The 21,978-nt window shown below is 63.5% G+C and carries 25 protein-coding genes and 2 tRNA genes; 21 read left to right on the top strand and 6 right to left on the bottom strand.

Annotated features, from left to right (window positions below; genetic code table 11):
* Positions 1 to 8 precede the first annotated feature (8 nt).
* Together PXK07_RS14585 and PXK07_RS14580 are read right to left on the bottom strand one after the other, a co-directional pair.
* Complete coding sequence (locus tag PXK07_RS14585; protein WP_274849067.1) at positions 9 to 536, bottom strand: hypothetical protein; 528 nt, start codon at positions 534 to 536, stop codon at positions 9 to 11.
* Positions 537 to 615: 79 nt separating this feature from the next.
* On the bottom strand, positions 616 to 1,341 hold the full coding sequence (locus tag PXK07_RS14580; RefSeq protein WP_274849066.1) for a 16S rRNA (uracil(1498)-N(3))-methyltransferase: 726 nt from the start codon (positions 1,339 to 1,341) through the stop codon (positions 616 to 618).
* A 12-nt stretch (positions 1,342 to 1,353) separates the two neighbouring features.
* On the opposite strand from PXK07_RS14580, the gene ubiA reads away from it, so the two are divergent.
* The 3 genes from ubiA (at position 1,354) to PXK07_RS14565 (ending at position 4,692) form a co-directional block, all read left to right on the top strand.
* Positions 1,354 to 2,316: a 4-hydroxybenzoate octaprenyltransferase gene (gene ubiA / locus PXK07_RS14575; protein WP_274849065.1), complete on the top strand. Its 963-nt coding sequence runs from the start codon at positions 1,354 to 1,356 to the stop codon at positions 2,314 to 2,316.
* A 61-nt stretch (positions 2,317 to 2,377) separates the two neighbouring features.
* Complete coding sequence (locus PXK07_RS14570) at positions 2,378 to 4,381, top strand: OmpA family protein (protein ID WP_274849064.1); 2,004 nt, start codon at positions 2,378 to 2,380, stop codon at positions 4,379 to 4,381.
* Positions 4,378 to 4,692 (top strand): hypothetical protein, encoded by a 315-nt coding sequence (locus PXK07_RS14565; RefSeq protein ID WP_274849063.1) that lies wholly within the window; start codon positions 4,378 to 4,380, stop codon positions 4,690 to 4,692. Before PXK07_RS14570 ends, PXK07_RS14565 begins: the two co-directional genes overlap by 4 nt.
* A gap of 91 nt (positions 4,693 to 4,783) precedes the next feature.
* Here PXK07_RS14565 and PXK07_RS14560 read toward each other — a convergent pair whose 3' ends face one another.
* The 3 genes from PXK07_RS14560 to cobG all read right to left on the bottom strand — a co-directional run bounded on the left by PXK07_RS14560 (position 4,784) and on the right by cobG (position 8,308).
* Positions 4,784 to 6,538 (bottom strand): diflavin oxidoreductase, encoded by a 1,755-nt coding sequence (locus tag PXK07_RS14560; protein WP_274849062.1) that lies wholly within the window; start codon positions 6,536 to 6,538, stop codon positions 4,784 to 4,786.
* 132 nt (positions 6,539 to 6,670) lie between these two features.
* A complete protein-coding gene (locus PXK07_RS14555; protein WP_274849061.1) occupies positions 6,671 to 6,898 on the bottom strand; it encodes a hypothetical protein in 228 nt (75 codons plus the stop codon).
* 3 nt (positions 6,899 to 6,901) lie between these two features.
* Positions 6,902 to 8,308: a precorrin-3B synthase gene (cobG, locus tag PXK07_RS14550; RefSeq protein ID WP_274849060.1), complete on the bottom strand. Its 1,407-nt coding sequence runs from the start codon at positions 8,306 to 8,308 to the stop codon at positions 6,902 to 6,904.
* Between the two features lie 915 nt (positions 8,309 to 9,223).
* Here cobG and PXK07_RS14545 point away from each other — a divergent pair.
* From PXK07_RS14545 to cynS, 3 genes are all read left to right on the top strand, one after another.
* Positions 9,224 to 10,051, top strand: a complete 828-nt coding sequence (locus tag PXK07_RS14545) for a formate/nitrite transporter family protein (protein ID WP_274849059.1) — start codon at positions 9,224 to 9,226, stop codon at positions 10,049 to 10,051.
* 80 nt (positions 10,052 to 10,131) lie between these two features.
* Complete coding sequence (locus tag PXK07_RS14540) at positions 10,132 to 11,862, top strand: bifunctional protein-serine/threonine kinase/phosphatase (RefSeq protein ID WP_274849058.1); 1,731 nt, start codon at positions 10,132 to 10,134, stop codon at positions 11,860 to 11,862.
* 28 nt (positions 11,863 to 11,890) lie between these two features.
* Positions 11,891 to 12,352: a cyanase gene (gene cynS, locus PXK07_RS14535; protein ID WP_274849057.1), complete on the top strand. Its 462-nt coding sequence runs from the start codon at positions 11,891 to 11,893 to the stop codon at positions 12,350 to 12,352.
* A gap of 381 nt (positions 12,353 to 12,733) precedes the next feature.
* Here the strand turns inward: cynS and PXK07_RS14530 are convergent.
* A tRNA-Thr gene (locus PXK07_RS14530) sits at positions 12,734 to 12,808 on the bottom strand.
* A 34-nt stretch (positions 12,809 to 12,842) separates the two neighbouring features.
* On the opposite strand from PXK07_RS14530, the gene PXK07_RS14525 reads away from it, so the two are divergent.
* The 15 genes from PXK07_RS14525 to PXK07_RS14455 all read left to right on the top strand — a co-directional run bounded on the left by PXK07_RS14525 (position 12,843) and on the right by PXK07_RS14455 (position 21,920).
* Positions 12,843 to 13,049 (top strand): hypothetical protein, encoded by a 207-nt coding sequence (locus tag PXK07_RS14525; protein WP_274849143.1) that lies wholly within the window; start codon positions 12,843 to 12,845, stop codon positions 13,047 to 13,049.
* Positions 13,050 to 13,054: 5 nt separating this feature from the next.
* Positions 13,055 to 14,323: a UDP-N-acetylglucosamine 1-carboxyvinyltransferase gene (murA, locus tag PXK07_RS14520; RefSeq protein WP_274849056.1), complete on the top strand. Its 1,269-nt coding sequence runs from the start codon at positions 13,055 to 13,057 to the stop codon at positions 14,321 to 14,323.
* Entirely contained in the window at positions 14,323 to 14,802 is a 480-nt protein-coding gene (locus PXK07_RS14515) for a DUF2948 family protein (RefSeq protein WP_274849055.1), read from the top strand. Before murA ends, PXK07_RS14515 begins: the two co-directional genes overlap by 1 nt.
* 100 nt (positions 14,803 to 14,902) lie before the next feature.
* Positions 14,903 to 16,204, top strand: coding sequence for a histidinol dehydrogenase (gene hisD / locus PXK07_RS14510; RefSeq protein WP_274849054.1), 1,302 nt, complete (start codon positions 14,903 to 14,905; stop codon positions 16,202 to 16,204).
* A gap of 110 nt (positions 16,205 to 16,314) precedes the next feature.
* Positions 16,315 to 16,794 carry a UPF0262 family protein gene (locus PXK07_RS14505; protein WP_274849053.1) on the top strand — a complete coding sequence of 160 codons (480 nt, stop codon included), beginning with the start codon at positions 16,315 to 16,317 and terminating at the stop codon, positions 16,792 to 16,794.
* Positions 16,795 to 16,797: 3 nt separating this feature from the next.
* Positions 16,798 to 17,256 carry an arsenate-mycothiol transferase ArsC gene (locus tag PXK07_RS14500; protein WP_274849052.1) on the top strand — a complete coding sequence of 153 codons (459 nt, stop codon included), beginning with the start codon at positions 16,798 to 16,800 and terminating at the stop codon, positions 17,254 to 17,256.
* On the top strand, positions 17,253 to 17,648 hold the full coding sequence (locus tag PXK07_RS14495; RefSeq protein WP_274849051.1) for a ketosteroid isomerase-related protein: 396 nt from the start codon (positions 17,253 to 17,255) through the stop codon (positions 17,646 to 17,648). Before PXK07_RS14500 ends, PXK07_RS14495 begins: the two co-directional genes overlap by 4 nt.
* Positions 17,648 to 18,235 carry a GNAT family N-acetyltransferase gene (locus PXK07_RS14490; RefSeq protein WP_274849050.1) on the top strand — a complete coding sequence of 196 codons (588 nt, stop codon included), beginning with the start codon at positions 17,648 to 17,650 and terminating at the stop codon, positions 18,233 to 18,235. Before PXK07_RS14495 ends, PXK07_RS14490 begins: the two co-directional genes overlap by 1 nt.
* Positions 18,236 to 18,284: 49 nt before the next feature.
* Positions 18,285 to 19,163: a carbon-nitrogen hydrolase family protein gene (locus tag PXK07_RS14485; protein ID WP_274849049.1), complete on the top strand. Its 879-nt coding sequence runs from the start codon at positions 18,285 to 18,287 to the stop codon at positions 19,161 to 19,163.
* Between the two features lie 83 nt (positions 19,164 to 19,246).
* Positions 19,247 to 19,465, top strand: coding sequence for a translation initiation factor IF-1 (gene infA / locus PXK07_RS14480; RefSeq protein ID WP_005620785.1), 219 nt, complete (start codon positions 19,247 to 19,249; stop codon positions 19,463 to 19,465).
* A gap of 129 nt (positions 19,466 to 19,594) precedes the next feature.
* A complete protein-coding gene (locus PXK07_RS14475; protein ID WP_274849048.1) occupies positions 19,595 to 20,176 on the top strand; it encodes a Maf family protein in 582 nt (193 codons plus the stop codon).
* Complete coding sequence (locus tag PXK07_RS14470) at positions 20,173 to 21,195, top strand: ribonuclease E/G (protein WP_274849047.1); 1,023 nt, start codon at positions 20,173 to 20,175, stop codon at positions 21,193 to 21,195. The genes PXK07_RS14475 and PXK07_RS14470 overlap by 4 nt, the downstream gene beginning before the upstream one ends.
* Positions 21,192 to 21,395, top strand: coding sequence for a DNA gyrase inhibitor YacG (locus PXK07_RS14465; RefSeq protein WP_274849046.1), 204 nt, complete (start codon positions 21,192 to 21,194; stop codon positions 21,393 to 21,395). The genes PXK07_RS14470 and PXK07_RS14465 overlap by 4 nt, the downstream gene beginning before the upstream one ends.
* A gap of 82 nt (positions 21,396 to 21,477) precedes the next feature.
* Positions 21,478 to 21,552: transfer RNA gene (locus PXK07_RS14460), tRNA-Phe, on the top strand.
* A 164-nt stretch (positions 21,553 to 21,716) separates the two neighbouring features.
* Complete coding sequence (locus PXK07_RS14455; protein ID WP_274849045.1) at positions 21,717 to 21,920, top strand: Arm DNA-binding domain-containing protein; 204 nt, start codon at positions 21,717 to 21,719, stop codon at positions 21,918 to 21,920.
* The last annotated feature ends 58 nt before the right edge of the window (positions 21,921 to 21,978 follow it).

Genomic DNA, 21,978 nt, shown 5'->3' with positions numbered 1-21,978 from the left:
CGCCGGTGTCAATGCAGCCTTTGGTTCGATGGGCGGCTTGGACTGCGCTCCCAGATCACGACCAGGTGAGCGCCGACCTTGCGCAACTCGGTCAGCATCCGCTCTGTTTTGAGGCCCGGAAGCGCGGCGAACACATCAAACAGCGCCTCATGGCCTTCGGCATTCACAGGGATCGCCAGCGGTGCCTGACCGGGTTGTTCCAGCACCCAATGCGGCGGTTTGGAAGTGTGATCAAGCCTGAGCCGCTCGATCTCGGACGCGGCCACCGCGCCGCCCGTCAGCGGGCCGAAATAGGCGATCTGCCCCTCATCCACCTGCACGATGCCGGGTCCGCCTGCGCCCAGTCGAAACCTGAGCCGCTGCGCGCCGATCACCGCCAGCACCAGCCCCACAAGGATCAGCGCCCAGCCGGTCACCGCCGTAAACCCATAGGATGTGTAGGCCCATTTGAGACCGATCAGCAGCATCAGCACCGCCACGATCAGCTCACGCCAGCGCCACAGGGTGGCCCGCGCCTCGGGTCGGATGAAACTCATGTGCAGCTCTCCGCATTGCCTGTGCACAGTGGCACAGTGAACCCGCGCCGATGTTTTGCCGCCCGGCCCCGCTTATCCATCACCAATCCCCCAGAGCCTGCTGCCACAGGGTCATTGCCGCCACCGCTGCCGTATCCGCCCGCAGGATGCGCGGGCCAAGGCTGACCACATGGGATTGCCCCATGGCATGGAGGCGCTTGCGCTCGGCTTCGGAAAACCCGCCTTCGGGGCCGATCAGGATGGCCCAGGGCGCGCCCTTGTGGCTTGCGGCGGCCAGTTGCAGCGCATTGCCCACCTCGGCCTCGTCGCAGAACATCAGCTGGCGTACTTCCGGCCAATGGTCAAGCAGGCGCGACAATTTCTGCAGGTCGGCGACCTCGGGCACGAAGGTGCCGCCGCATTGCTCGGCCGCCTCTACCGCATGAGCCTGCAAGCGGTCCTGGCGGATTCGCTCGGAATTGGTGAACTCTGTCTGCACCGGCAGGATGCGCGCGGCACCCATCTCGGCGGCCTTTTCGACGATAAAGTCGGTACGCGCCTTCTTGATCGGCGCAAACAGCAGCCACAGGTCCGGCGGCATCTGCAAGGGGCGGCTCTGCTCAAGGCAGATCAGCGCGCCACCACGCTTGCCCGCCTCGGCAACCTCGGCCAGCCATTCGCCATCGCGCCCGTTGAACAGGGCGACCCTGCCCCCCACCCCATGACGCATCACGCCGAACAGGTAATGGGCCTGGTCGCGGTCCACAGGAATGGTTTGCCCTGCCCCCAAGGGGTGCTCTACATACAGTCTGATCTTCGCAGTCATGAGGTCCTACATATGCAAGGGCAATCGCCAACACCAGATGGTCAAGTCGCGGATGCGGTCAAGGGCAATTGGGTCGACACCCATGCACCCGCCTGGAGCCGCCCCTATCTGCGCCTCAGCCGGGCCGACCGGCCCATCGGCACCTGGCTGCTGCTGATCCCCTGCTGGTGGGGGCTGGCGCTGGCGATCCTCTGGGATGAAACCCCGGTTTGGCAGGACGCCTGGATCTTTGTCGCCTGCGGCTTTGGCGCCTGGCTGATGCGCGGGGCGGGCTGCACCTGGAACGATATCACCGACCGCGATTTCGATGGCGCGGTCGAGCGCACCCGCTCGCGCCCGATCCCCTCGGGGCAGGTCACGGTAAAGGGCGCCGTGATCTGGATGGGGCTGCAGGCGCTGGTGGCCTTTGCCATCCTTCTCACCTTCAACTGGGCCGCCATCGCCATGGGCGTGCTGGCGCTGCTGCCCGTCGCCGTCTACCCCTTTGCCAAACGCTTCACCTGGTGGCCGCAGGTGTTTCTCGGCCTTGCGTTCAACTGGGGCGCCTTGCTGGGCTGGGTGGCCCATACCGGATCGCTGGCCTGGCCGCCGGTGGTCCTTTATCTGGCCGGCATCGCCTGGACGCTGTTCTACGACACCATCTATGCCCATCAGGACACCGAGGATGACGCGCTGATCGGGGTGAAATCCACCGCCCGCCTGTTTGGCGACAACAGCCCGCGCTGGCTGCGCCGCTTCATCGTGGCCACCGTCAGCCTGATGGCGCTTGCTGTCGTGATGGCCGCGCGCAAGGACGCCAGCCTTGTCACCCTGCTGCTGGCGCTTGCCGGTCCCTGGGCGATGGGCTGGCACATGACCTGGCAGCTGAGGGACTTTGATCCAGACAACAACCCACGCCTGCTGCAACTCTTCCGGCTCAACCGCGATACCGGCTTGATTCCGCTCATCTTCTTTGCCGCAGCCAGTTTCGCATGATTGAACCGACCAGCCTGGGCCTGTATGACAATGCCCAACCTTCTCGCGGAATGCTGTCTCAATGCGCCTGTCGTCCCTTCTGATCCCGACCCTCTCCTTCGCTGCAGCGGCGGGATTGAGCCTGGTGGCCGCCAGTTTCGCCGTCACTGCCGTGGAACGTGGCAGCGAGCGTGAGGTGCGCCGCACCCTGGATGTGACCGGCATGCACTGGGCCGAGGTGACCGCCGACGGGCTGCGCGTGACTCTGCAGGGCACCGCCCCGGACGAGGCCACCCGATTTGCCGCCATTTCCCTGGTCGGCAGCGTCGTCGATGCGGCGCGGGTGATTGACGACATCACCGTCCCCCCGGCCGCCGGTCTGGCACCACCGCGCTTTTCCGCCGAGATCCTGCGCAATGACAGCGGGATCTCGATCAGCGGCCTGATCCCGCTCTCCATCTCTCGCGAGGCCCTGGTCGAGGATCTGCAGGATTTGGCCCGGAAGGACAGCCAGAAGGTCCGCGATCTGCTGGAAGCCGCCGATTACCCCGCGCCGGGAGAGTGGGAAGCCTCGATGCGTTTCGCGCTTGAAGCCCTGGCTTTGCTGCCGCGCGCCAAGATCTCAGTCACGGCGGGGGCGGTTTCGATCACGGCCATCGCCGACAGTGTCGCCGAGCGCAGCAACTTTGAACGGCAGCTTGCCCGCATGGCACCGCCGCAGATCCGCATCAACCTGGACATCGCGGCACCGCGGCCGGTGATCACCCCCTTTACCCTGCGGTTCCTGATTTCCGAGGACGGCGCCCATTTCGATGCCTGCTCTGCCGAAAGCGAAGAAAGCCGCACCCGCATCCTGGCCGCCGCCCGTGCCGCCGGACTTGAGGGAGAGGCCACCTGCGTGATCGGTATGGGGGTTCCCTCGCCCAAATGGGCCGAGGCCGCCGAACGCAGCATTCAGAGCCTGGCCGCGCTGGGTCAGGGGTCTGTCACCATCGCCAATGCCGATATCACCCTGGTTGCCGCCGAAGGCACCCCGGAAGCGCAGTTTGACAAAGTGGTGGGAGAGTTGGAGACCGCCCTGCCGCAGGTCTTTGCCCTGCATGCGGTGCTGCCCGTGCCGGAGACCGCCGCCGCAGCGGGGGCGCCGGAGTTCACCGCAACACTCAGCCCCGAAGGGCAGGTGCAACTGCGCGGGCGCATCACCGACGCCAGCACCCGCACCATCGCCGACAGCTATGCCCGGGCGCGGTTCGGCTCGGACAACGTCTACACGGCCACACGGATCGCCGAGGGACTACCCGCCGACTGGCCGGTGCGGGTCCTGGCGGGTCTTGAGGTGCTCTCTTACCTGCAACGGGGTGCCGTGACCGTGACCCCGGACAACCTGGATCTGCGCGGCATGAGCCATCGCGAGGACGCCCCGGCAGAGATCGCCCGGTTCCTGTCGACCAAGCTCGGCGAGGCAGAGACCTACGCGCTGGACGTCACCTACGAAGAGCCCCCCGCCCCGGAAGATCAGCCCATGGCACCGGAGCTCTGCCAGGCGGAACTGGCCGGGGTGCAGATGAAAGCCGGCAAGATCAGTTTCGAACCCGGCTCGGCCACGGTGCAGGCCGACAGTGGCGTGATCCTCGATCAGATCGCCGCGATCCTGGAGGAATGCGGCCCGATCCGGCTGGAAATCCAGGGCCATACCGACAGCCAAGGCCGCGAGGAGATGAACCAGAACCTGAGCCAGGCGCGGGCGCAATCGGTGCTGAACGAACTGCGCGCCCGGCGGATCCTGACCTCCACCTATGTTGCGCGCGGCTATGGCGAAAGCACTCCCATCGCCCCCAATGACACGGAAGAGGGGCGCGAAGCCAACCGGCGCATCGAATTCCGCCTGATGCTGCCCACGACGGGCGCCACCGAGAGCGACCAGGAAGAAACCTTGCTGGACAGCGCCGCCGAAAACCCGCCGGCCACCGTGGACCTGGAAGAGAGCCCCGATGAGGCAAGCCCCCCGGAAGGCCCGCCTGAGGGGGTGCCCGAGGAAGACGCGCCGACAGATGATGACACGCAACAGGAGACATCGGACCAATGAACAGAACAGAGTTCATCCTCACCACCGCCATCATCCTGTTTGCCGCCTTTGCCATGGGCTGGTTCGCAAACTGGCTGGTACATCGCTTCACCCGCGTGCGCCAAAGCGATGTCGCCGATCTGGACCGCATGAGCCAGGAGCTGCACGAGGCCGAGGAAACCCGCGATCAGGCCATCACCTACCTGCAGCAGCGTGAAGCGGAGCTGACCAACCAGCTGACCCAGACCGAGGCAGAGCTGAACGCCGCAATGGAGGGTCTGCGCGACGCCCGGCGCGAAGCCGAAGAGCTGCGCGCCCACCTCAATCACTAGGGTCCTGCCTCAATCACCAGGGTCACTGTCGGTCACCACTGGCCAATAGGGGCCGACACGTGGTCGCGACACGGCCTGCCTGATCCTCAGCCTAGTAGACATCCCGCTGATAGCGATGCGATGCGGCAAGGGCCTCCATATAGGCGGCGACCTCCGCATCGGATTTGCCGCCCTGTTGCGCAATGATCTCCCGCCGGGTGCGATCGACATCCGCCGCCATACGGCTGGCATCACCGCAGATATAGAGTGCGGCACCCTTCTCCAGCCAGTCGTAGACCTCGGGGCCGTTCTCCTTCAGCAGGGTCTGCACATAGACCTTTGCAGCCCCGTCACGGGACCAGGCCAGGCTGGCCTTGTCCAGAACACCGCTTTCGCTCCAGGCTTCTATCTGTTCGCGGTAGAGGAAATCGCAGGCCTCGTGCTGATCTCCGAAGAACAGCCAGTTCCGCCCCTCGGCGCCGCGCGCCGCGCGCTCTTCAAGGAAGGCGCGGAAGGGGGCAATTCCGGTGCCGGGTCCAATCATGATCAGCGGCACCCCGTCGTCATCGGGAAGGTGGAAATGGGCCGATTTCTGCACATAGACGCCGATGCTGCCGCCTTCGGGCAGCCGCTCCCCGAGATAGGTCGATGCCACGCCCTTTCGGTCGCTCTCATGCATGGCGTAGCGCACTTCGCCCACAGTCAGATGCACCTCGCCCGGATGCGCCTTGGGGCTGGAGGAAATCGAGTAGAGTCGCGGCTGCAAGGCGCGCATCCCGTCGACCAGCCCCTGCGCGTCCAGCGCCAGCCCGGCTTTCAGCAGGTCGATGAGATGGACATCCCCCGCTGATGGCTCGACGCCCCAGGTCTCGAGCGTTTTCGGCGTCACGGTCTGCACGTCAAGCCGCGTCAGCAAGGCCGCGCGCAGCGGCGCCGGGCCGGTTTTCAGCTCGACGACCTCCTTCCCGCTCAGGCCGGTGGCGGTCAGGATCTCCTGCACCTCCCTGGGGCAGTTCATCGTCCAGACACCCAAGGCGTCGCCAACGGCATAGTCCAGATCCGCCCCGGCGCCTGCCAGCGACAGTTCGATACGATTTACGCATTTGGCAGATCCCGCACCGCTCAACCGCTCTGATACCGTCAACGTGGCCATGAACGGGTGGTTCTTGTCAAAGGCGGGGCCTGCGGCAACCGGCTCCGGCGCCGAGGCGGCGCCAGCGGCGCTCTTGAACGGATCGCTGGCAAGGGCGGCCTCGCGCCAGGCGGCATAGCCATCGTCGAAATCCACATCGCAGAACACGGCCTCGGCCGCCCGGGTCGCGCCCAGCTCGCCCAGGCGACGGTCGATGTCTCTGGCCGTCTTGTTGAAATCCGCATAGCTGGAATCCCCCAACCCAAGGACGCTGTAGTTCAGCGTCGCGGGCAGGTCGGGCGCGGCGTCGTCCAGCAAGGCAGCGCAGAACTTGACCGCATTGTCGGTGGACTCGCCCTCGCCAAAGGTGGCCGCCACGATCAGCAGGTGATTGATCGCCGCAAGGTCCGAGATCTGCAGATCATCCAGCGCCGCCACCGTCGCCTCGAACCCTCGGGTTTTCGAGAACCTGCGCAGATCCTTGGACAGCGCTTCGGCATTGCCCGACTGCGAGCCATAGAGAATGGCCAGCGCGGTGCCCACCTCGGCCTCCGGACCGCCGCCAGCCACCGCCGAGGCAATCGCGTGCAATCCGCTGAGCAGGCCATTCAGCCAGTGGCGCTGCGCCTCGTCAAAGGGGGCATCCTCGGGGATGAATGTCGCCGGGGCGGTGCCGTGAGCCTGGCCAATCGCGGTTGCCAGGTTTTCCAGAATTTTGGGGTCTTGAGCAGTCATGATGGGATATCCGGTTCAGTCACTCTGTTAACTGGCGATCGCAAAGCCCTGCGGCACCAGGCGCTTCAGCTCCTCGTCGCTCAAGCTGCGGGTGAAATCGAGAAAGCTCTGCTGCGAGCGACGCTCGGCCATTTAGCGGCCCACCACGTGATCGAGAATGTCACGGACCGCGGCGCTGGGCACCGGACCACACAGCGGCCGGGCAAGCCCCTGATCGGTATCCGACCCGCCGCCCAGCACGATGTTATAGCCCTCGCCGCCCCCCGGTGCGGTCGTGCCGACCAGGCCGATATCGCCGATATAGTGCTGGGCGCAGGAATTCGGACAGCCCGTGAGGTGGATGTTGATCGGAGTGTCCAACCTTTATTTGCTTTGCAGATGGCATACGATGGATTGCGCATCGGCCTTTGTGTAGGCCAGCCCCAGCTTGCAGGCCCATTTGCCCGTGCAGGCCACGGCACCCGCGGCAAAGGCACTGGCCGCATCGCTGAGACCGATTGCGGCAAGATCCCGCTGGACCTCGGCCACCGCAGTGTCTGGCACGCCCAGGATCAGCGGGTTCTGCCAGACCGTCAGGCGCATGTCATTGCAGCCATGGGTCATCGCAATCCGGCCCAGCGCGTGCATCTGCTCGGCGGACATGCGGCCCAACTCCAGGGCGACACCGATGTAGTTCAAGCCGTCCTTCAGCTTGTGGACGCCGATATGGGCCTGACGTGCCACCGGCATCCGGGGGGCCTCGATGCCGTCCGGCAAGCGGGTAAGCACCACACCCCGCTCCTGTGCGTCCAGCTTCTCCTGCGCCATCTGGCAGAACCAATCGACACCCTTCCCTTCCAGCAGATATTTCAGGCGCGCCTTGCCGCGATTTGTACGGTTGCCATGTGCGACAAAGACGCGCAACATTGCCTCGGCCACATCGACCGCTTCTTCGGGACGGCAGGCCAGCCCGGTACGGCGCGCAAAATCCTTGTGGCCGGTGATCCCGCCCAGCGCGATGCGCAGCCAGATCCCCGGCGCGATCCCGTGATCGTTCTCGCCGATCTCGACGGCCTGAAAGCAGATGTCATTGGTATCGGAAACGCAGGAGATATAGCCCGCCCCGTCGAAGGAGATGTTGAACTTTCGCGGGATGCCCTGCAATTGCCGCGTGCGCAGAATGCGCAGACTGAGCCGAGACACCTGCTGGCGCAGATCGATCAGCTCCAGCGGATCGAAACCGGCAAGCGGCGACAGGGTCAGGTTGCGCGCGCTGTCAGCCCCGGTGCCCTGCGCGGTCAGCCCTACGCTTTGCATCTTTTCAATAATCGGGATGACGTTGCCGGGCATGATTTCGCGCAGTTGCAGGCTGCCCCGTGTGGTTACATGTGCATAGCCACCCGCGTGATCCTTGGCGATGTCGCCCAGTACCATTATCTGGTCGCCCCGTATGATGTTCCCGGGGCAGCGCATCCGCATCATATAGCCCTCCTGCGCGGGCCGAACGTCAAAGAAGCCCAGGTGGCGCAGCAGAAAGTTATCGAGACCGGCGGCCTGATGGCCCTCGGCCTCCCATTTCTCGACCATGTGCCACATGTCCAGCGGATGCATGTTGAATTTCGCGACCTCTTCCTTTGCTAGGTCGTCCAGCGGCACACCGTAAACGCTGATCTCTTCGTGTTCGGAGGGGCCGCCACCCGACTGAAAGGCCTGATTGAGGTTGAGCCTGGTGAGAACGTCGATCAGGTAGCGTTGCTGTTCATCGGTAAATCCTGTCGCGGCTTGAGACATTTTCCTGGTTCCATAATCCACGAACACTGCGGTCCAGCCGCATGAACGGTTGTTTCTGAAGGTCGCGCATGCGCGCGGGGAGAGATCTGCAATGCTGCTCGCCCGAAGGCCCGAGGCACTTGCCAACTCATTCACCGGACGGCGCTGTCCGACTGGGGCAGGCCGCATCACCTCTGCTGCGTCGGACCTCGTCGTCCGGGATGCTGAGCTGTGCGTTTATTAGGGCAAGCAAAGCACAGCCCGCGGCTGAGGCAAGCAGCGGATGCAAAATCCCGGTCAGATACGTGCTTTCTGCCTGTGGGCGGCTGAATAATACGCAGATGCGATCGGAATGGGGGCAATCCCTGCTCCTGCCCGCTCCGCAAACGGCCATCTCCTGACGCCCTTCGCGCCGCGCAAGCCGATAAATACCGGCGCCCAGTGTCAGCGATCCGTCCCGACGATTCTGCACCGCAGCATCAAACTGCGGTACTTTTTGTACATCCAGCGGCAAAACTCGCACAAAATGTCACCAAATCGCGTATGGGCGGCAAAAACTGCCGGGGCCACTTTGGCAAAATGGTTTGACAGACCTTATCTCCACGCGCTCTGCTTGATCTGCGACTGGCGATGAAGTCAGCGTCACACTGCCAGAACCAGGCCCACGTATTGTTGCGCACGGGCCCGGTCTGAACTCCGCAGCAACGGCGCTGCGTGCCAGAAACACATGTAGCATCTGCGTTTGCACACTAGTGTGCGGCCCGTTCCCCCTGCGCGAGCTGTCGTCTCGTTCAGCGGGCTCAAGATCTGCGTGTTCTGTCACCGATGAAATCGTCCTGAACCGTCTGAAGCGCGGCCCCCTGTCATTCAGACACGTCATCCAAACCTGAACCTGCCTTTAGGCCAGGACACCCAGACAAGAGGAACTGAACCGAAATGTCATATGTAACACCTGCCGAGTTCTCTGCTCAAATGGTGGATGCCGGCGCGAAAAAGGCGCTGATGTCCACCAAGGATACGCTGATCCGTGCATATATGGCAGGCGCTATCCTGGCGCTGGCTGCTGCCTTTGCCGTCACCATTGCCGTTCAGACCGGTCATTTCATAATCGGCGCGCTGCTGTTTCCGGTCGGTTTCTGCACCCTTTACCTGCTGGGCTACGATCTTCTGACAGGGGTCTTTACCCTTGTGCCCCTGGCGGTGATCGACAAGCGCCCCGGCGTCGACATGAAGGCGCTTTGGCGCAATTGGAGCCTGGTGTTTGTCGGCAACTTTGCCGGGGCCTTCACCACGGCCGTCTTCATTACCGTCACGCTGACGATGGGGTTCACCACCGAGCCGAACGCGGTCGGGCAAAAGCTGATGGCCATCGGGCACTCGCGGACCGTAGGCTATGCCGAAGCCGGTGGCGGTGGCATGCTGACCCTGTTCATCCGTGCGGTCATGTGCAACTGGATGGTCTCGACCGGGGTTGTGGCCGCCATGATGTCGACCTCCACCTCGGGCAAGATCATGGCAATGTGGATGCCGATCCTGATCTTCTTCTACATGGGCTTCGAACACTCCATCGTGAACATGTTCCTGTTCCCGATCGGCATCCTGATGGGCGCGGATTTCACCTGGGGCGACTACCTGCTTTACAATGAAATCCCGACCGTTCTTGGCAACCTCGTTGGCGGCCTGACCTTTGTCGGCGCGATGCTCTACTCGACCTACTACAAGACCAGCCCTTCACGTGACCCCAAGGGCGTCCCGGCTGAATAAGTCGGGCGATCACGCCAACCGGCCGCACGGATCGCCCTCCGTGCGGCCAAGCTGATCCGATCCAGATGCAGAGCCTTGCCATGCCCAAAGACGGAAACCAGACATCCACGCTTTGCGTGCAACTCGGCCAGTTTTCTCAGGCCGGGTTGAAAGGAAAGCGCAACCAGGACTTCTTTGGCGCCAGCGTTCCCGAAGGCAAGGCGCTGCGGCTGAAGGGCGTGACCCTGGCGATTGCAGACGGGATAACGCCCAGCCCAGTCAGTCACGAAGCCTCGGAGATCGCCGTCAAAAGCCTGATGACCGATTACTACGCCACCTCCGATGCCTGGGGCGTACAGACCGCCGCGAGCAACGTGATCTCGGCAACCAATGCCTGGCTCCATGGGCTGAACCGCCGATCCATGCCGGAGCGGACCGAACTGGGCCATATCTGCACCCTCACCGCGCTGATCCTGAAAGGTCACCACGCGCATATCCTGCATGTCGGAGACAGCCGAGCCTGGCGCATTTCCGGCATCAGCCTGGAGCCGCTGACACAGGATCATGTCATCCCGGTGCCCGGCGCCGGACCCCAGTTGAACCGGGCGCTTGGGCTTGATCACACTCTGGCCGTGGACTACCGCCAGGTGGAGCTGCGGCCGGGTGACATCTTCCTGTTGAGCACCGATGGCGTGCATGATCACTGGGACCCCGATGGGGTGATCACCACGATCAACGGCGCCGACACACTGGATGACGCCGCGGCCAGCATTGCCGCAGCCTCCCGCAAGGCGGGCAGCCGCGACGACCTGACCCTGCAGATCCTGCGCGTGGACGCCCTGCCCGAGACCGACCCGCTGGCCGATCTGGTTGACGGCGACCTGCCACTGCTGCCCTTGCCAGAGCCGGGTGATACGCTTGATGGATTTCGGATCGTCCGCAAGATCCACGAAAACAACCGCAGCCATATCTTCTTGGCGATCGCCCCCGATGGTCAGAAGGTAGCCCTGAAAATGCCCGCCAGCGAGACGAAATCGGAACCGGTGTTGCTGCGTCGCTTCCTGATGGAAGAATGGATCGCCCGCAGGCTGTGCTCGCCCCATGTGCTACGCGCGGCCCCGGCCCCCGAGAACCGCTCTGGTCTCTATGTGGTCACCGAGTTCATCGAGGGACAGACCCTGCGCCAATGGATGAACGACAACCCGCAGCCGTCCATCGCAGAGGTGCGCAGCCTTGCCCGCCAGATGATCCTTGGACTGCGTGCCTTTCATCGCACGGACATGTTGCACCAGGATTTCCGGCCGGAAAACATGATGATAGACACAGAGGGCACCCTGAAGATCATCGATCTTGGTGCGACCCGCGTGCAGGGTGTCGAAGAGGGCAAGGCCGACCCCGCAGAGGCTATCCTCGGCACGCTGCAATACACCGCGCCCGAGTATTTCGTCGGCGATCAGATCGGCCCCTATTCGGACCAGTTTTCCCTGGGCGTGATCATCTACGAGATGCTGAGCGGTCGCTTGCCTTTCGGCGCCGATGCCGCCCGTGTCTGCAATCGCCGCGACAGGGCGCGGCTGCGCTATCGCCCGGCGGTCGATGGTGAAAACGCGGTGCCCTACTGGATCGACGACACGCTGCGCCGCGCCACGCATCCGCTTGGCCACAGGCGATTTGCCGCCCTGTCAGAGCTGGATGCGGGCCTGACCGCGCCGCCGCCGGGACGCCGCAGCAGCGCCCAACGCCCCCTGGCGGAACGCGATCCGACGCGGTTCTGGCAGACCATTTCGGCTCTGCTTTTTGGCCTCGTGCTGGTCCTGCTGGCCACTCGATGACACCCTCCCCCAACCGAAAGGAAAACTCATGGACATAGTAGCAACCACGATGACCCGCGAAGACGTCACCGCGATGATCATCCAGGCCAAGAAACAGGGCGGATTGACCTGGGAAGGCATCGCCGAGGCGATTGGCATGTCTGCGGTCTGGACCCACTCGGCGGCGATGGGCATGAACGCCATGCCCGCGGAAAAGGCCGACGCTCTGGTCAGCGCGCTTGGCTTGCCACCCGAAGCCTCGGCCGTTCTGCAGGAAAGCCCGACCAAGATCTGGGAGCAAGCGGTGCCGACCGATCCCTGCATCTACCGATTCTACGAGATTGTCGGCGTCTACGGTCCGACGCTGAAAGCCCTGATCCACGAAAAATTCGGCGACGGCATCATGTCTGCGATCGATTTCGACATGACCGTCACCCGCGTCGAGAATCCGAAAGGCGACCGGGTGAAGGTCGAGATGTCCGGAAAATACCTGGCCTATAACGCCTGGTAGGACCGAAGCTCAGGACTCATTACTCCTGCACCACTGGTTTGACAGAATTTTTGCCTACTCACGAGCAATGCTGCAGCAATAGTGGTTCTATTTCAACGCATTGAGAGGCAAGCAGGCGGAAATTCCGTCACATCCGAAGGACGTCAAATCCACTTCATCTCAGTGGCTTCTAACGCTTGCGAATAGAGCCACCATGCACGGAGCGCGCCAAACCCCTAATATCTCGTGGATTTGGCGCCAGTGGTGCAGGGTAAATGAGTCCTGTGACTAGGGGCTCCGGCCCCGTTCCCGTCGGCTATCCCCGACCTATGCCGCAAACCGCGGCATGGGGCACCCATCGCGCTTGGCGCCGGGCATATCATTCACATACATAATGGAAAATGGTGCTGCTGGAGAGAATTGAACTCTCGACCTCTCCCTTACCAAGGGAGTGCTCTACCTCTGAGCTACAGCAGCGCCGGTGAGGGGGCTTTTAGGGATAAACGCAGAGGTGCGCAAGACCATTCTGGACGGTTTTTTCGCACTAAGTTACACAAGGTTTATGGCAGATAAAAAATCACCAAAAACCAGTGGTCAGTCCACAAGTCGTGAGGACCGCCTGAAGGCGGCGCTGAAGGCCAACATGGCCCGCCGCAAGGCGCAGGCCAAGGCACGTGCGACCAAACAGGACTCTGGCGCAGGCAGTTCGGAAGGGTAAGGCAGATGGATTCGATTCTGGTAACGGGCAATGGGCCGCTCAGCGGTCAGATCCCGATCGCAGGGGCCAAGAACGCCTGTCTGACGCTGATGCCCGCGACACTTCTGAGCGAAGAACCGCTGACGCTGACCAATGCGCCGCGCCTCAGCGACATCAAGACGATGACCGAGCTGTTGCGCTCCCTTGGCGCCGAGGTCTCTGCCCTGCAGGATGGGCAGGTGCAGGCGATGTCGAGCCATGACCTCGACAATCACGTGGCCGACTATGACATCGTGCGCAAGATGCGCGCCTCCAACCTGGTGCTGGGGCCGATGCTGGCGCGGTTGGGTCAGGCGGTGGTGTCGCTGCCGGGCGGTTGCGCGATTGGTGCGCGCCCGATGGATCTGCATATCTTCGGCCTGGAAAAGCTGGGCGCCGAGATCGACCTGCGCGACGGCTACCTGCATGCCAAGGCACCGGGCGGGCTGAAAGGCGCGGTGATCGATCTCTCCTTTGCCTCGGTCGGCGCGACAGAGAACATCCTGATGGCCGCAACACTGGCCAAGGGCACCACCGTCATCAACAACGCTGCGCGCGAGCCGGAGATCTCCGACCTGGCCGACTGCCTGCGCAAGATGGGCGCGCAGATCGAAGGCGACGGCACCTCGCGCATCGAGGTGCAGGGCGTCGATCGCCTGCATGGCGCCACCCACCAGGTGGTGACCGACCGGATCGAGCTGGGGACCTATATGCTGGCGCCGGTCATCTGCGGCGGCGAGGTAGAGCTTCTGGGCGGACGCATGGATCTGATCGGATCCTTTGCCGAGAAACTGGACGAGGCGGGCGTCGATATCACCGCAACGGGTGCAGGGCTGAAAGTGCGCCGCAGGGGTGACCGGGTGAAGGCCGTGAATGTCACCACCGAACCCTTCCCCGGTTTCCCGACCGACCTGCAGGCGCAGATGATGGCGCTGATGTGCACCGCCGATGGCGTCAGCGTTCTGGAAGAGAAGATCTTTGAGAATCGCTTCATGCATGCGCCCGAGCTGACCCGCATGGGTGCGCGCATCGATGTGCATGGCGGCACCGCGACCGTGACCGGAGTGGAACGCCTGAAGGGCGCGCCGGTGATGGCCACCGATCTGCGGGCTTCGGTCTCTCTGATCCTTGCCGGTCTCGCTGCCGAGGGGGAAACCCTGGTCAACCGGGTCTACCACCTGGATCGCGGCTATGAGCATGTGGTCGGAAAACTCTCTGGCGTGGGCGCCAAGATCGAACGGATCAAGGGGAACTGATGGCTGACGCAACATTTGAAGAGGGCCGCGAGGCGCCGCTGAACCTGGGCGCCCAGGAAGAGGAGGATCTGAAGGTCCTTTCGGCTCTGGTGCAGGATTCGGTCTTTCCGGTCACCGAAATGCGCTGGCAGGCCGCCGAGCGCCGCTTTGCCCTGTTGATCAACCGCTTCCGCTGGGAAGACCGCGCTGCCGCCGAACGGCGCGCGCGCGCCTATGAACGGGTGCAGTCGCTTCTGGTGGTGGACAATGTGCTGGGCGTTGCCTCGCAGGGGGTCGATCGTGGCGACAAGGATCTGGTGCTGTCGCTTCTGTCGCTGTCGTTCGAACCTGGCGAGGATGGCGCAGGCCATCTGGTGCTGACCCTGGCCGGCGATGGCGCCATCCGCCTGTCGGTGGAGGCGCTGGAGCTGCATCTGCGCGATGTGACACGGCCCTATACCGCGCCTTCGGGCAAGGCGCCCGATCACGGCGCGGGCTGATCCTCCTTCGCCCCAAGGGCAAAATGCTGCACCCAGCCCCTGCGGCTTGTCCCGCTGCCCGCCGCCCTATATGTCCCCTGCGCAAAGCCGGAGAAACCAGATGCCCGTTTTCCTTGATACATCCGATGCCGATTTCGAAACCGCCTTTGCCGCGCTTCTCAGCGCCAAGCGCGAGGACAGCCCGGATGTGGATGCCGTTGTCGCCGATATCATCGCAGATGTACGGGCACGCGGCGATGCGGCGCTGATCGAGCTGACTGCAAAGTTCGACCGGCTGAACCTGAGCGCCGACAAGCTGGCGATCTCCGAAGCAGAGGTGGATGCCGCCATCGCTGGCGTGCCCGCAGAGGAACGCAAGGCGCTGGAACTGGCCGCCGAACGCATCCGCGCCTATCACGAACGCCAGATGCCGCCGGACGACACATGGACCGATACGGCGGGCGCGACCCTTGGCTGGCGCTGGTCGGCGGTCTCTGCTGCCGGGCTTTATGTGCCGGGCGGGCTTGCCTCTTACCCCTCTTCGGTGCTGATGAACGCCATTCCGGCCAAGGTCGCCGGGGTGGAACGCCTCGCCATCACCGTGCCGACGCCCGATGGGGTGCTCAATCCACTGGTTCTGCTCGCCGCGCGTCTGGCTGGGGTGGATGAGATCTACCGCATCGGCGGCGCCCAGGCGATTGCAGCGCTGGCCTATGGCACCGAAACCATTGCCCCCGTGGACAAGATCACCGGCCCCGGCAACGCCTTTGTCGCCGCCGCCAAGCGCCGCGTCTTTGGCAAGGTGGGCATCGACATGATCGCTGGCCCCTCCGAGATCCTGGTGATCGCCGACAAGGACAACAACCCCGACTGGATCGCGCTGGACCTGATGAGCCAGGCCGAACACGACGAAAGCGCCCAGTCGATCCTGATCACCGATGATGCGGAGTTTGGCCGCGCGGTGGCCGCAGCCGTGGACAAGCGCCTGGAAACCCTGGACCGTCGCGCCATCGCGGGCGCCAGCTGGCGCGACTTCGGCGCGGTGATCACCGTGCGCGACCTGGATGAGGCGGCAGAGTTGTCGAACCGCATCGCGCCCGAGCACCTTGAACTCTGCGTCGGTGATCCCGAAGGGCTGAGCCAGCAGACCATTCACGCCGGCGCCATCTTCCTTGGCCAATACACCCCCGAGGCCATCGGGGACTATGTGGGCGGCCCCAACCACGTGTTGCCCACGGCGCGCTCGGCGCGGTTCTCCTCCGGCCTGTCGGTGATGGATTTCCTGAAACGCACGACGCTGGCCCGGATGACCCCCGAGGCCCTGCGCGCCATCGGTCCTGCCGCCGAAACCCTGGCGCAAAGCGAAAGCCTGGAAGCACACGGCCTGTCGGTCACGGTGCGGCTGAACGCGCTCAACGACTGATCCCACCTTTCACGCGTGGTGACGCAGCGCGGCGGCCTCTCTCAGATCATTGCCGCGCCGCGCCCCATGGGCTAGTGAGGATGCGAACAAGGATAAGAGGTCTCGCTTCCATGAGCCGCATCAGTCACATTGAGCTGGACGACAGCAACCTGCCGCCCCCCACGCCAGAGATCGAGCAGGAACGCAAGGTGGCGCTGTTTGACCTCATCGAGGAAAACTCCTTCACCCTCCCCGACCGCGACGACCGCGAGGTTCCGCCCGGCCCTTATCATCTGGGGCTGGCAATCCGCGACAAGCGGCTGGTCTTCGACATCACCACCGAAGACGGGCAGAAGGCGGCCGAATTTCACCTGTCGCTGTCGCCCTTCCGGCAGGTGGTGAAGGATTACTACCAGATCTGCGAGAGCTATTTCACCGCCGTCAAAACCATGCCCCCCAGCCAGATCGAAACCATCGACATGGCCCGGCGCGGCATCCACAACGAGGGCAGCCGAGTCCTGCAGGAACGGCTGGACGGCAAGGCCGAGATCGACACCGATACCGCCCGCCGTCTGTTCACCCTGATCTGCGTCCTGCATTTCGGAGGCTGACGGGTGGAGCAGTTGCCGCAGTCCATCCTGTTCTGCTGTGACCATAACGCGGTCCGTTCCCCCATGGCCGAGGGGATCATGAAGAAATTCTACGGCACCGGCACCTATGTGCAGTCGGTCGGTGTCCACAATGACATGGAGATCGACGGCTTCTGCATCGCCGTCTGCCAGGAAATCGGGGTCGAGCTGTCACGCCACCGGTCGCGCTCTTTCGACGAGATGGAGCAATGGGGCGATGATCTGTCCTCCTTCGACCTGGTGGTGGCGCTGTCACCGGCCAGCCAGCGCCGCGCGCTGGAACTGACCCGGTTCTTCCACCTGCAGGTCGAATACTGGCCGATCATGGATCCCACCGGCCTGGGGGAAACCCGCGAGGCCAAGCTGGACAGCTACCGACAGACCCGCAACCAGATCATTCAACACCTCAAGGCCCGCTGGGGCGAACCGACGGAGCTGCTATGAGCAAGACCATTGCGCGCTATTTCGAAGCCTTCAACGCAGGCGACACCGACACTATGATCGACTGCCTCTCGGATGACGTCGCGCATCACGTCAACGAGGGCAACATCCGCGTGGGCCGCGAGAAATTCGCCGAGTTCTGCGACCACATGAGTCGCTGCTACCGCGAAGAGCTGACCGATATGGTGATCTTTTCCAGCGAGGACGGCACCCGCGCCGCCGCCGAATACATCGTCAATGGCACCTACCTGGAAACCGACGCAGGCCTGCCCGAGGCGCGTGGCCAGAGCTACCGCCTGCCTGCGGGGTCCTTCTTTGATCTGAAGGACGGCAAGATCTCCCGCGTCACCACCTATTACAATCTCGCCGACTGGGTGGCGCAGGTCTCCGCCTGATGGCGCTGCGGATCGAGCCTCTGACAGGTGCGGCGCTGGAAGCCGCACTGGATGATGTGGCCGCGCTCAGGATCGAGGTCTTCCGCGCCTGGCCCTATCTCTATGATGGCGACCTCGCCTATGAGCGCGACTACATGCAAAGCTACCGTGGCAGTCCGCGCGCGGTGGTGGTGGGCGCCTTTGACGGGAGCCGCCTTGTGGGCGCGGCCACCGGAACGCCGCTGGCCGATCACGCCGATGATTTCGCCGCCGCCTTTGCGGGCACCGGCATCGACCTGAGTACGGTCTTCTACTGCGCCGAATCGGTGCTCTTGCCCGAGTATCGCGGCCAGGGCGCAGGCCACGGCTTCTTTGATGCCCGCGAGGCCCACGCCCGCACCCATGGCTTTAGCAAAGCCGCCTTTTGCGGCGTGATGCGCCCGGCGGATCACCCGCTGCGCCCGGCGGACTATGCCCCGCTCGATCCCTTCTGGCGCAAACGCGGCTATGCCCCCCTGCCCGATGTTGTGGCAGAGTTCTCCTGGAGAGACGTGGATCAACCGGGTGAGACCCGCAAACCGCTACAATTCTGGATCCGGGATCTGTAGGCTCAGCTCGAAACACTTGGCGGCCTGGCCGCCTGACAGGAGAGAGTAGATGAAAATCGCCACCGCCGCCTATCAGATGGACTGGCTCGACAGCTGGGCCCAGTATGAAGACAAGCTTGCCTCCTGGGTCGGGGATGCCGCCAAGGAAGGCGCCGATCTTCTGGTCTTTCCCGAATATGGCGCGATGGAGCTGGCAACGCTGGATGGGGCAGATGCCGCCCGCGATCTGGAACGCTCGCTCCATGCCGTGTCGGACCGGATGGAGGATGCGGCGGCCCTGCATCTGAAACTGGCTGCTGAATACGGCGTGCACATCCTCGGCGCCTCGGCCCCCGTCAATGCGGGCTTTGACCGGCCGGTGAACCGGGCCGAGCTCTACACCCCCACCGGCCAGCGCGATCACCAGGACAAGCAGATCATGACCATGTTCGAGCGCGACCCTTGGGATGTCGTGGGCGGCGGACCGCTGAAGCTGTTTGACACCGCGCTTGGCAAGATCGGCGTGCTGATCTGCTATGACAGCGAATTCCCCCTCTTGGGCCGCGCCCTGGCCGAAGCGGATATCATCCTTGTGCCCTCCTGCACCGAGGCGCTGGCGGGCTATTGGCGGGTGAGGATCGGCTCAATGGCGCGGGCGCTGGAAAACCAATGCGTCACGGCCATGGCCTCGCTGGTCGGGCAGGCCGACTGGTCCGAATCGGTAGATGTGACCATCGGCATGGGCGGCATCTTCGGCCCGCCTGACACGGGCTTCCCCTCCACCGGCGTGCTGGCCGAAGGCACATTGGGCAAACCCGGCTGGACCTATGGCGATGTGGACCTTTCCACCATTGCCGATGTGCGCCGCGCGGGCGTTGTGCGCAACCGCAGCCACTGGGACGAGCAGGAACCGAGGGTAAAATCTGTCACAATTCGCCCCATGCAGTGATTGCGCCCTTGAAAAATTGGCAAAATGCGCCCATTTAAGCGCATCCCCGCAATCTGACGGGGAAACACAACGATGGAGAGAACATGGCCAAGGAAGATACGCTCGAATTTCCCGGTGTCGTGAAGGAACTCCTGCCCAATGCGACGTTTCGGGTCGAGCTGGAAAACGGCCATGAAATCATCGCACATACGGCAGGCAAGATGCGCAAGAACCGCATCCGCGTTCTGGCCGGCGACCGGGTCCAGGTGGAAATGACCCCCTATGACCTGACCAAGGGCCGGATCAACTACCGCTTCAAGTAAGCTCAGGTCCGACCACTCGGCAAAACCAGACAAGCAAAGCCCGGCGCCGATGCCGGGCTTTTGTTTTTCGGGCTTTGCTCCTAGAACGGCTTGAAACATCTGACGGCAGGCAACAGCAAGGGGCCATTCATGGCATTCATTCTGGGATCGGGCAGCCCAAGGCGGCTGGAGCTTCTGGCGCAGCTTGGCGTCACCCCGGAGGCGGTGCGCCCGCCGGACATCGACGAGACCCCCAAGAAGGGGGAGCTGCCCCGCGACTACTGCGCCCGCGTCACCCGTGAAAAGGTCGCCGCCGTGGCTGCCGATGCCGATGACGTGGTGCTCTGCGCCGATACCACCGTCGCGCTGGGGCGCCGGATCCTGGGCAAGCCCGAGGGCGCCGGGGAGGCCGCCGAGTTCCTTCTGGCGCTGTCGGGACGACGGCACCGGGTCATCACCTCGGTCGCTGTGCGCCGGGGCGCCCGCATCTGGCAAAAGGATGTGGTCAGCCAGGTCAAGATGAAGCGCCTGTCGGATGAAGAGTTGAACGCCTATCTCGCCACGGATGACTGGCAGGGCAAGGCGGGCGGCTATGCCATCCAGGGGCCTGCCGGGGCCTTCATTCCCTGGATCAACGGTTCCTTCACCGGCATTGTCGGGCTGCCACTCTGTGAAACCGCCCATCTTTTGCAGGCCGCAGGCTGGCCGCTTTACAAGGAGGCCACCGCATGAAGGGCCGCACGATCATTCTGGACCATATCGACGGGCGCGAAGCCGCAGCCCTGATGGTGGATGGCAAGCTTGATGACTTCCTGATCGACGGCGATGCCCCCGTCCCCGGCACCGTCTACCGCGCCCGCGCCGACCGCCCCGTAAAGGGTCAGGGCGGCATGTTCCTGACCACCCCCGACGGCCCCGCCTTCCTGCGCCAGGTCAAGGGGATGGCACCGGGACAGCAGCTGCTGGTCCAGGTCACCGGCTACGCCGAACCGGGCAAGGCCATCCCGGTGACGCAGAAGCTCTTGTTCAAGAGCCGCTACGCCATTGTGACGCCAGAAGCTCCGGGTCTCAATGTCTCCCGCTCGATCCGGGACGAGGATGAGCGCGACCGCCTGTTGGAAATCGCCCATGAGGTGATGGCGGGCAGCGACTACGGGTTGATCCTGCGCTCTGCCTGCGATGGCGCCGACGCGGATGAGGTCGCCGAAGACATCGCCGCCATGGCCACCCTGGCCGATCAGGTGCTGAACGATCATGGCACCGAGGTGGAAACCCTCGCCGAGGGCGACGGCCCGCATATCCGCGCCTGGCGTGACTGGGTGGAGCCTGCGGATGTAGAAAGCGCAGCAGGAGGGTTCGAAAGCCACGGCGTGCTGGATGCGCTGGAGGATGCGCGCGGGAGTCGCGAGCCTCTCTCGGGCGGCGCCTTCCTGTTCGTTGAGCCCACCCGCGCCCTGGTGGCAGTGGACGTGAATACGGGCTCGGATACCTCTCTGGCGGCCGGAGTAAAGGCCAACATGGCCTGCGCCCGCGCCCTGCCCCGTGCCCTGCGCATCCGCGGTCTGGGCGGTCAGATCGTCCTGGACCTTGCGCCGATGCCGAAAAAGGACCGCCGCGCCTTTGAAACCGCCCTGCGCGCGGCCTGTCGCGCCGACAGCGAGGAAACGGTTCTGGTCGGCTGGACCAACCTTGGCCATTTCGAGCTGCAGCGCAAACGCGGCCGCATCCCACTACGCGAGGTCCTGAAATGAGCTGCCCCCTGTGCGGTGAAGAAACCACTCCCACCTATCGCCCGTTCTGCTCCAAACGCTGCGCCGACCGCGACCTGGCGCGCTGGCTGAACGGCAGCTACGCGGTCCCCAGCCAGGACCCGGAAGACATTGAAAAAGCGCTGGAAGAAACCGAAAAGGCGCTGTCCTCGGGCGAAACGGGATCGCACTTCAAACATTGACGATTTTCTTTCAAAAACCCTCTGGACACCGCCAGCGCCACGGCATAGAAGGCCTGCACCCAAGGCGATCAGCCTTTCCCGTGCCCGGGTAGCTCAGGGGTAGAGCAGTGGATTGAAAATCCTCGTGTCGGTGGTTCGATTCCGCCCCCGGGCACCACAATCACTTCCATTTGTGGTTTATAACGTCTTCTAATAGTCTGAATTTCATCAAAAACATCGGCTCCTTTGTCCGAGTTTGTCCGGAGCGATCCCGCTTAATCCACCCTGAATGGGGGTATGAATCGGGGTACTGCCGAGGTCGTGAAATGAGGGCACCCCCAGATGCCTGTTTTAAGCGATGTCAAGGTCCGCACGCTGAAGCCCAAAGAAAAGCCCTTTAAGCAGGCCGACTTTGATGGCTTATTCGTGTTGGTCAATCCGAACGTCTCCAAGCTGTGGCGTTTCAAGTACCGCTGGATGGGTAAAGAGAAGTTGCTCTCGTTTGGCAAATACCCTGATCTGAGCCTTAGGGTCAGGACCCATTGATTTCCGTCCAGCGGCGTGATTCACGGTTCGAAAATCGAGCGGTAACATGTCTGATCTA

This window comes from Phaeobacter sp. QD34_24, assembly GCF_028890115.1.
Taxonomy (GTDB): Bacteria; Pseudomonadota; Alphaproteobacteria; order Rhodobacterales; family Rhodobacteraceae; genus Phycobacter.
The sequence above is the reverse complement of the archived record's forward strand: the minus strand, read 5'-3'. Positions and strand labels throughout refer to the sequence as shown.